The following is an 8,273-nucleotide window of genomic DNA, read 5'->3' on the forward strand; positions in this document are numbered from 1 at the left end:
CGCTTCGCGGATGACCTGGTTCTCCGCGCTCAGGGCGACGAGATCGTGAAAAGCGGCGTCGCGTAGCCCGAAGGCGCCATAGGCCATGAGCCCGTCGCCCCCTCCAGCTCCGCCATCTCCTCCAGCAGTCGTCGCAGACCGGCCACCTGCTTGGAGGATGCGCGTTCGGCGGATCTGCGCGCCGCTGCCGGCTCAAGGAGCAAGCAGGCGGACCTCAAGCATGTCCTCGAATCGCTGACGGGTGATCTGGGGGAGTGCGATAGCCGGCATGGGGCACACGCACGACCAGGCCCTCGGCCTCTATGCGGTTCAGAGCGTCTCGGATCGGCGTCTGCGAGACCCCCAGCTCTCGCGCCAGGACGTCGATCGTGACGCGGGAGCCAGGCTCGATGCGTAGCGACATCAGGAGGACTTCCCAAAACCACTACACCTCGTCGGCAAGCCGGCCGCGAGATCTTCCCGGCGGCGTTCCGCCCGTCATGGCCTCACGGCCCCGCGATCGTCGCTTCGTCGTCCATCGTGACGTCCCTTCTAGCGTCTTCGCGAACCTGTTGACATCGGTCGCAACGCTGCTGCATGCTGACGACTACTCGGATCGTATAGGAAAGGCGACGGATGCTAGCCATCCTGCACCATCGCGGAACCGCCCGCCAGCACCCTACTTCGACCACCTAAAGCTCCCCTGAGCATGCTCGACGTCCTGCTCGGTTCGCCACCGGGCCGCACAAGGACCGAAGGACTTCTCGACTGACTGAAGACCCAGCACGTCGCGGCGTACTCGTGACGCCGGTCTGCGGGGCGGCGCCCGCGACAGCCCGGCAATTCGACCAAGGGTCACCGTCATCTTCGTCCCCTCCGATCGCGGACGCATCCGTTCTCCGCGTCGCGGAACGCGTTCTTTCATTTCATTCGGCCAGCTCATCACGACCTCGCGATCGGCCTCGTTGATCGCCCCTGCCGGCGCAACCGCCGTCGGCCTGGACCTGGTGTTCGAATGCCGCCTGCAGGGCGTCGACCCGACGCCACGCGTCTAACAGCGGAAACTCTTACACCACTCCGTGGACGTAACCCGATGAAGACACCGTTCGCGATGTCATTCACCGCTTCAACGAGATCGGGCTGGCCTGTCTGGACCCTCGGTGGGCGGGAGGCCGTCCCCGCCTGCTCAGTGACGACGAGGAAGCCTTCGTCGTCCAGACGGCCACCACGCGACCGACCCGGCTCGGGCAGCCGTTCACCCGTTGGTCCATCCGGAAACGCGCCGCCTACCTGCAGACTCTTGCTGGCCGGGCCCTCCGGATCGGCCGGGAGGCATTACGTGCTCTGCTGGCCCGGCATGGGGTCACCTTCCAGCGCACCACGACCTGGAAGGACTTCCCTGACCCCGACGTCGACGCCAAGCTGGACCGCATCGAGTACGCCCTCACCCAGCTGCCGGAGCGGACCTTCGCCTTCGGTGAGTTCGGCCCGTTGGGCATCCGCCCTGCCCACGGGTCCGGGTGGGCCAAGCAGGGCCGGCCGGACCGGCTGCCGGTCACCTACCACCGCACCCACGGGATCACCTACTTCCACGGCTGCTACTCCGTCGGCGACGACCTGCTGTGGGGCATGGTCCGGCGCCGCAAGGGCATCGACCACACCTGGGCCGCGCTGCGCTCCATCCGGGCCGCCCGCCCCGACGGCGGACCCATCTACGTCATCGTGGACAACCTGTCGGCGCACAAGAACTGGCGCATTCTGGCCTGGGCGAACAAGAACAAGGTCGAGTTGTGTTTCCACCCCGACCTACGCCTCCTGGGCCAATCCGATCGAGGCGCACTTCGGACCCTTGAGGCAGTTCACCATCGCCAACTCCGACCATGCCAACCACACCGTCCAGGCCCGGGCTTTGCACGCCTACCTGCGCTGGCGCAACGCCAACGCCCGCCACCCCGACGTCCTGGCCGCGCAACGTCGCGAACGCGCCCGCGTTCGCAGCGAGAAAGGCATCGGTGATCGTTTTCGGTCACAGCACTAGCTGCAGTGCTTTGGCGGGGGCCGGGGTCCGGCAGCGTCAAACTCGATCCGTTGCAGATCCTGAGCAGAGCCGCGGCTTGACCTGTGGAGTTGATCGACTAGCGATAAGGAAGGTTATTGGTAGGGGCCGCGCCGGACGCGTCCGCGTGCCCGTCCGGTGGGATGACCATTTTTGCCATCGCAATTTGCCGTTCGTCTGGTGGCTGTCTGAACGCGTTAGAGATGTGCGGCATGACCTCCCTTGAGAGAAGAACGCTCCTTCGAGCGGGCATCGCGCTCGGTGGCGGCCTCGCCATGTCACCGGTGCTGGGCCCCCTGCCGGCGCGCGCCACGGCGTCCGCGCCCGCGTACATCGTCTCCGGCCGGCCAGAGCTCAGCCACGGCGTGCAGAGCGGCGATGCGACGGTGGACTCGGCGGTCGTCTGGGGCCGCGCGGATCGGCCGGGGCGGCTCGTCGTCGAATACGGCACCCATCCGGACCTGCGGAACACGGAGACCGTCTGGGGACCCTGGCTCACTCCGGACACTGATCTGACCGGACGGGTGCGCCTGCGTGGACTGCCCGCGGGCCGGCGGATCTATTACCGCGTGCGAGTCGAGAACGAGCGCGGAGCGGCCGGCAAGGCCGTCAGCGGGTCGCTGGTCACCGCGCCGCGGCAGAACCAGCGCGCCGATGTGCGATTCGTCTGGTCCGGGGACATCGTCGGCCAGGGCTGGGGGATCAACCCGGACATCGGCGGTATGACCATCTTCGAGGAGATGCGACGCCTGCGCCCGGACTTCTTCCTGTGCAGCGGTGACACCGTCTACTCTGACGGCCCGCTCACCGAGACCGTGACGCTGCCGGACGGCCGGGTCTGGCGCAATGTCATGACGCCGGAGAAGTCCAAGGTCGCCGAGACGCTTGCCGAGTACCGCGGGCAGTTTGCGTACAACCTGCTCGACGCGAACTATCGTGCGCTTGCCGCCGAGGTGGCGCAGATCAACCAGTGGGACGACCACGAGGTTCGCAACAACTGGTACCCCGGCCAGATCCTCGACGACGCCCGTTACACGGAGAAGAACGTCGACGTGCTCGCCACCCACGCCCGGCAGGCGTTCCACGAGTGGGTGCCGATCGGCGACGACAGGGTCTACCGCACGCTGTCCTACGGCCGCCACCTGGACGTCTTCGTTCTGGACATGCGCACCTACAAGGACCCCAACGACGACAACCGCTACGCCGACCCGCGCCGCGGCCTGCTCGGCGACCAGCAGCGGCGCTGGCTGATCGACGGCCTGAGCAGGAGCCGCGCGACCTGGAAGGTCATCGCGGCCGACCTGCCGCTCGGCCTCGTGGTCCCCGACGGGGCCACGGCACAGGAGGGCGTAGCCCAGGGCGACGCAGGCGCGCCGCTCGGGCGCGAGCTGGAGTTCGCCGAGGTGCTGCGCACGGCTCAGCAGCGTGGCGTGCGCGGCATCGTATTCGTCACCGCCGATGTGCACTACACCGCCGCGCACCACTACGACCCTGCACGCGCGGCCTTCAAGGACTTCGACCCGTTCTGGGAATTCGTCTCCGGTCCGCTCAATGCTGGCGCGTTCGGGCCCAACGTGCTCGACGGCACGTTTGGCCCCCGCGCCGAGTTCATGCACGCTCCGCCGCGGGCGAACGCCTCCCCGATTGAGGGCTTCCAGCACTTCGGCGAGATCGAGATCGACGGCCCGAGCGGCGACCTGACGGTACGCCTGCGCGATGCCCGTTCCACGGTGCTGTGGAGCACGAGACTGCGCCCCGAGCGCTGACCGATAAAGCGCGGCGCCGACTCGTCCGCTGACCGAACCCGAGTAGGCCCGGAGGGCCTGGACGAGGGCCGCCCCGGCACCGGCCGAGGCGGCCCTCGCACACGCTCCGCAGGCTCCAAGTGCCCGGCGCGCCGCCGGGTAGGGTGACCGGCCCAGTAACGTGGCAGGACGTCCCCAACCGCGACGGCTTCTAGTGCCGCATCAGAGAACCTTTGCCCCGTAGTGCCGTGACGCGCCGTTCGGATGCTGGGCCGTGCGGCGCGGTGTCGCCAGGCTGCCCGGGTGGCAGAACGGGTACGCGTCCGCGAGATCGATGACGACGAGGGCCGGCGCCTGCTGCGGATTGTCGCAGAGGCACCGGGTCGGTGGTGACCTGGCGGCGGGCCCAGATGGTGCTGCTGTCCGCGCAGGGCATGCCGGTTGGGAAGATCGCCGAGGTGACGTTCACCAGCGCGGACCGGGTCCGAAACACGTGCTCCACAACTTCAACGTCGATGGCTTCGAGGCGCTCTACCCGAAGTACATGGGCGGGCGGCCCAGGACGTTCACGCTGCCCGAGCGGCGCGAGATCAAGAAGATCGCCAAGTCCAAGCCGGCCGAGCACGGCCTGCCGTTCTCGACCTGGAGCCTGGCCAAGCTGGCCGACTTCCTGGTCGCCGAGGGGGTGGTCGACGACATCAGCCAGGAGGGCCTGCGGGTCCTGCTCCGAGAGGAGGGCGTGTCGTTCCAACGCATAAAGACCTGGAAGACCTCCCGCGACCCGGACTACGCCACGAAGAAGGCCCGCGTCGAGCACCTCTACGCGATCGCCGACGGCGAGGTCACGCCAGAGGAGGGTGAGCCTGAAGTCGTCTTATGCCTGGACGAGTTCGGCCCGCTTAACCTCCAGCCCCACCCTGGGCGGCAGTGGGCCGAGCGCGGTGGGCGGCACAAGGACCCCGGCCGGGAACCGAGGCCCCGCCGACGGGCGACCTACACCCGCCCGCACGGGGTCAGACACCTGTTCGCCGCCGACGAACGCCTCCGCGAGGTCGTGGCCAAGGCCAATGTCGCCTGCCCGGGCTGATCCTAACTACTGTGTCACCGGCCGCATCGATCCCCACTTCGTTCGCCGCTCATCAGGGCAGGCGGGCGTGTTCGGCTCGGGTGGCAGCGATCCGCTCACGCGCGAGCGTACGGGCCCGCTTGGTGTCGTCGCCGGTGAGTCGGGCGAGGATCGTTGCGAGCGGCCTGATCTGGCCCCCGCCGCCCCAGTGACCCTCGGGGATCTCGGTGGGGAATACCCAGATCCGGCTGGCGTCACGCGGCCAGGCGCCGTTCTCCGCGTCGAGGATCGCCTCGGTGACCTCGGCGATGACGCTCGCACGCTTCTGCTCGTCGAGCTGGCCCTCGGGGACGGACGGGACGACCTTGTAGCGAGGTGCGTCCGCGGGTTCTCCGCCGACGTAGATGCCGGCCGGTCGGTGTAGCCAGAGCCAGGAGACGGAACGGCTCACCGGGTCGGCGGGGTCGAATCCCTCGTTGCGGACGAGGATCTCGGTGATGCGGTTCAGCAGGGCCGCCTCGGCGTCCGGCTGGAGCGCGCCGTCGGGAATGTACACGTCGAGCATGGGCATGGTCGATCTCCTTTGTGAGTTTAGTTCTTCAACTCAGGCCGGGAGTCTACGAGGGCTAAGTACAGCTTGTAAACCCAGATGGGTACACTCGTCCCATGGAGACGCGGCGAATCGACCCAGTGAACTGCTCGGTGGCGCGCGCCCTCTCGGTGGTGGGGGAGCGCTGGTCGCTGCTGATCGTTCGTGAAGCGCTGGACGGCGCGCGCCGGTTCGGAGAGTTCCACTCCCGCCTCGGGATCGCCAGAAATCTCCTGGCGACTCGGCTCGAGACCTTGGTGACCGCGGGAGTGATGCACCGCGTGCCCTATCAGGAGCCCGGGGATCGGCAGCGCTTCGCCTACGAGCTCACCGAGCAGGGCCGGGCGTTGCGGCCCACGCTCGTGGCGCTCCTGGAATGGGGCGACACGTACCTCGCCGACCCGCAGGGCCCGTCGGTCATCGTCCGGCACCGGCCCGTCGACGATGCGAGCTCCTGCGACGAGCCGGTCAAGGTCGTCCTCGAGTGCGCTGCGGGGCACAGCCACCTCGCCCCGGAAGACGTCTGCCGCACGCCCGGGCCGGGCGCGCGCTTCGTGGAGAGCTCCTGAGATCCCAGGATCGTACTGAGCAGCTCATATCGCGAGAAGCATGATCCAAGCAGTGGGGCCGACTCCTGGGCCATGGGGCAAACGTTGGATGCTGCGGCACTGGTTCTGGTCTCGATGATCACACCGAAGTCCGCCGATTCGAGGTCGGCCGGTACGGCATTCCGCTCGACTCTCACATCGATGCCACTCGAGCGCGAGGTGGACTGGTGATACCCCCACGAGGTGTCGCGGCGCCGCGTCGACGCGACCCGGGGACTACAGGCCGGTTGAGGTCCCACCCGGTCCTTGGAGCTGCGGAGCCACGCAGTCGAGCGAGCGTGCTCCATGGCCGGCCATGGCCTCGACCACACGCAATGGGCTCAATTCATCCCGGGACTTCCCTACCAGCAGACATGCCGACAAGAGATCGGCATCAGCCGCAGCGCATCCTGGCCCGATACGGGCGATGCGACTGAGCCGTCTTTGCGACGTCATCTCGTTTCACACTTCTGACGATTCGGCGGGTAGCAGCTGAGGGCGGCGATGGCGACGAAGGAGCCGCATTCGGAATAGGCCCCGGTCAGGGAGGGACAGGTTGTCCGTGATCGAGATCCAGGGACGGTTCGCTCAGGCCTCGTCTTCGTTCAGACCGGAGAAGCCTCTGCGACGGTCACGTCAATCGGCAATGACAATGTGCGGCCGGCGAAATGGTTGACGGCACCGAAAGATACCGCGACGCTGATGCTCTACGGACGAGCCCCGACGCGTCCGATGATTAGTCCAGTCGCTGCCGTCTCCGTCGGGTTCGCCCGATATGCGTTGGAGGTGAGGCTTGATGTCGGCGATCAAGCTCGTTCGTGACACCCCGAACGGAGCCGAGGCGGAAACAGTCATCGGGCCACGCAACGGCACGGTTCCGACGCGCGTCATGGTCAAGTACGAGGACACGGGGAACCCGTGGCACATCTGGGAGCAGCTCATCCCGCAGCATGCTTCGTGGTCGGAGGCATTCCAGTGGCACAAGGTGGACTTACGGGATCGCATGAGCAAAGCGAACATCCGCCTCGGCACCGGAGTCGACCCTTCGGTGGCGCCAGGCGACGGCCTGGACTTCGTTGACCGCGCTGGTTACTTCGACGCACCGCCGCTGCAGGTGGGAAACATCTACCGAGTATGGGGCACCCAAGACCCGGAATCTCCCCCTCCCGCCCCGCTCGGTGAGCCGGAGGGGACGATTATGGCGGTGGCTACACTACGCAACCGCGGGAAGCTCTTTAGAGGTGACGGCGGCGCTATACCGACTCCATTCGGCACCTATGTGGACGTCCGCCTGGATGGTGTGATCGATTCCGTTGTGGTGATCGCCGAGATCGGAGAAGGCCAACCGGCCACCCATCCTGACGGCTATCCGTATTTCCGCAGGCCCATCGGCAGGGGGTTGACGACAGCCCTTCATACCGGCACTTGGCACCTCTCCCTCACCTCGTCCGGAGAAGCGTGGCTAGACGGCCGAGCACTGCGGCCGGGAGCCACCTATACCGGCCTGGTCCGGGTGCTGAATACACATGGTGATTGGGATTACCGGACCGGCACCGTTACGCTGCTGCAGCGTCAAGTCGATGTCACTGTCGAGAGTGTAACGATCATCAATGACGGCGATCCGGGTGGTGCTTCGGATGGCTGGTTCGCCGCCGGTGTCTACCTAGGCCAGTGGGGGTCTCAGGAGTTTCAGATGATCCGTCGCTGGCAGTTCCCTCCCGGGGGGCTCGCCGAGCTTGATGACGGCGATGTCTTCGGTATCGGCGGGACGGTGCATCAGGTGGGTCCCCCGTGGGAATTCAGCACGGGACCGAGGGCGGTCGAGCCAGGCCGCCGGGCGTTCGGGGTTCGCGTTGAGGTGTTCGACAAGGACGGGATTTTTGAGCCGGACGAAACCGCGAGCGGCGTCTGGGAACTAGAGTACGCGGACGCTCCGCTGTTTCAGGAGACCGTCGACGGGCGGTTCTCTGCCACCACCGACGACAACACCCCTGGCTACGTAAAGGCTCGAGCAAGCGGGCGCTACTCGATCAGCCATCGCCCCCCACAGCTGCCTCCGCCAACCGGGCCATGGCAGAGTGTGGAACTATCAGCAGGCGAACTCACAAGTATAGCCGGCAACCGAATCGAGCTGGGCAGCTCCGCATGGGGGATCCCGGAGCGGCGTGCTGAGGCGTTCGCGCATTACGATGAAGCGCTGGCCATTCTTCGTACTCTTGTGGCCGCTGATCCCGCCAAATATGGTCCCGCA

Annotated in this window: 6 protein-coding genes and 1 pseudogene; 5 read left to right on the forward strand and 2 right to left on the reverse strand. The window is 66.9% G+C overall.

Going from position 1 to position 8,273, the window contains the following annotated elements:
- Positions 1-214 precede the first annotated feature (214 nt).
- On the reverse strand, positions 215-403 hold the full coding sequence (locus ABZ860_RS12285) for a GntR family transcriptional regulator (protein ID WP_357218809.1): 189 nt from the start codon (positions 401-403) through the stop codon (positions 215-217).
- Positions 404-1,071: 668 nt separating this feature from the next.
- Between ABZ860_RS12285 and ABZ860_RS12290 the strand changes: the two are divergent.
- The 3 genes and pseudogenes from ABZ860_RS12290 to ABZ860_RS12300 all read left to right on the forward strand — a co-directional run.
- Positions 1,072-2,017 (forward strand): annotated as a pseudogene (locus tag ABZ860_RS12290) (IS630 family transposase); the annotation flags it as partial.
- A 161-nt stretch (positions 2,018-2,178) separates the two neighbouring features.
- The gene (locus ABZ860_RS12295; RefSeq protein WP_357218812.1) at positions 2,179-3,801 is read left to right on the forward strand and encodes an alkaline phosphatase D family protein; all 1,623 of its coding nucleotides are present in this window, start codon (positions 2,179-2,181) and stop codon (positions 3,799-3,801) included.
- Between the two features lie 472 nt (positions 3,802-4,273).
- Positions 4,274-4,867, forward strand: coding sequence for a helix-turn-helix domain-containing protein (locus tag ABZ860_RS12300; protein WP_357218815.1), 594 nt, complete (start codon positions 4,274-4,276; stop codon positions 4,865-4,867).
- A gap of 52 nt (positions 4,868-4,919) precedes the next feature.
- Here ABZ860_RS12300 and ABZ860_RS12305 read toward each other — a convergent pair whose 3' ends face one another.
- Positions 4,920-5,417: a hypothetical protein gene (locus ABZ860_RS12305; RefSeq protein WP_357218818.1), complete on the reverse strand. Its 498-nt coding sequence runs from the start codon at positions 5,415-5,417 to the stop codon at positions 4,920-4,922.
- 95 nt (positions 5,418-5,512) lie between these two features.
- Between ABZ860_RS12305 and ABZ860_RS12310 the strand changes: the two genes are divergently transcribed.
- Together ABZ860_RS12310 and ABZ860_RS12315 are read left to right on the forward strand one after the other, a co-directional pair.
- Positions 5,513-6,004 carry a helix-turn-helix domain-containing protein gene (locus ABZ860_RS12310; protein ID WP_357218821.1) on the forward strand — a complete coding sequence of 164 codons (492 nt, stop codon included), beginning with the start codon at positions 5,513-5,515 and terminating at the stop codon, positions 6,002-6,004.
- Between the two features lie 814 nt (positions 6,005-6,818).
- Positions 6,819-8,273: hypothetical protein (locus ABZ860_RS12315; RefSeq protein WP_357218824.1), on the forward strand; the 1,455-nt coding region annotated here is incomplete at its 3' end.

The organism is Microbispora sp. NPDC046973, assembly GCF_040644495.1.
In the GTDB taxonomy this organism is placed as follows: Bacteria; Actinomycetota; Actinomycetes; order Streptosporangiales; family Streptosporangiaceae; genus Microbispora.

What these genes read in the sequence shown, in the direction of transcription:
- ABZ860_RS12285 (WP_357218809.1), bottom strand. Translation starts at nt 403, where the DNA reads ATGTCGCTACGCATCGAGCCTGGCTCCCGCGTCACGATCGACGTCCTG.
- ABZ860_RS12295 (WP_357218812.1), top strand. Translation starts at nt 2,179, where the DNA reads ATGACCATTTTTGCCATCGCAATTTGCCGTTCGTCTGGTGGCTGTCTG.
- ABZ860_RS12305 (WP_357218818.1), bottom strand. Translation starts at nt 5,417, where the DNA reads ATGCCCATGCTCGACGTGTACATTCCCGACGGCGCGCTCCAGCCGGAC.
- ABZ860_RS12310 (WP_357218821.1), top strand. Translation starts at nt 5,513, where the DNA reads ATGGAGACGCGGCGAATCGACCCAGTGAACTGCTCGGTGGCGCGCGCC.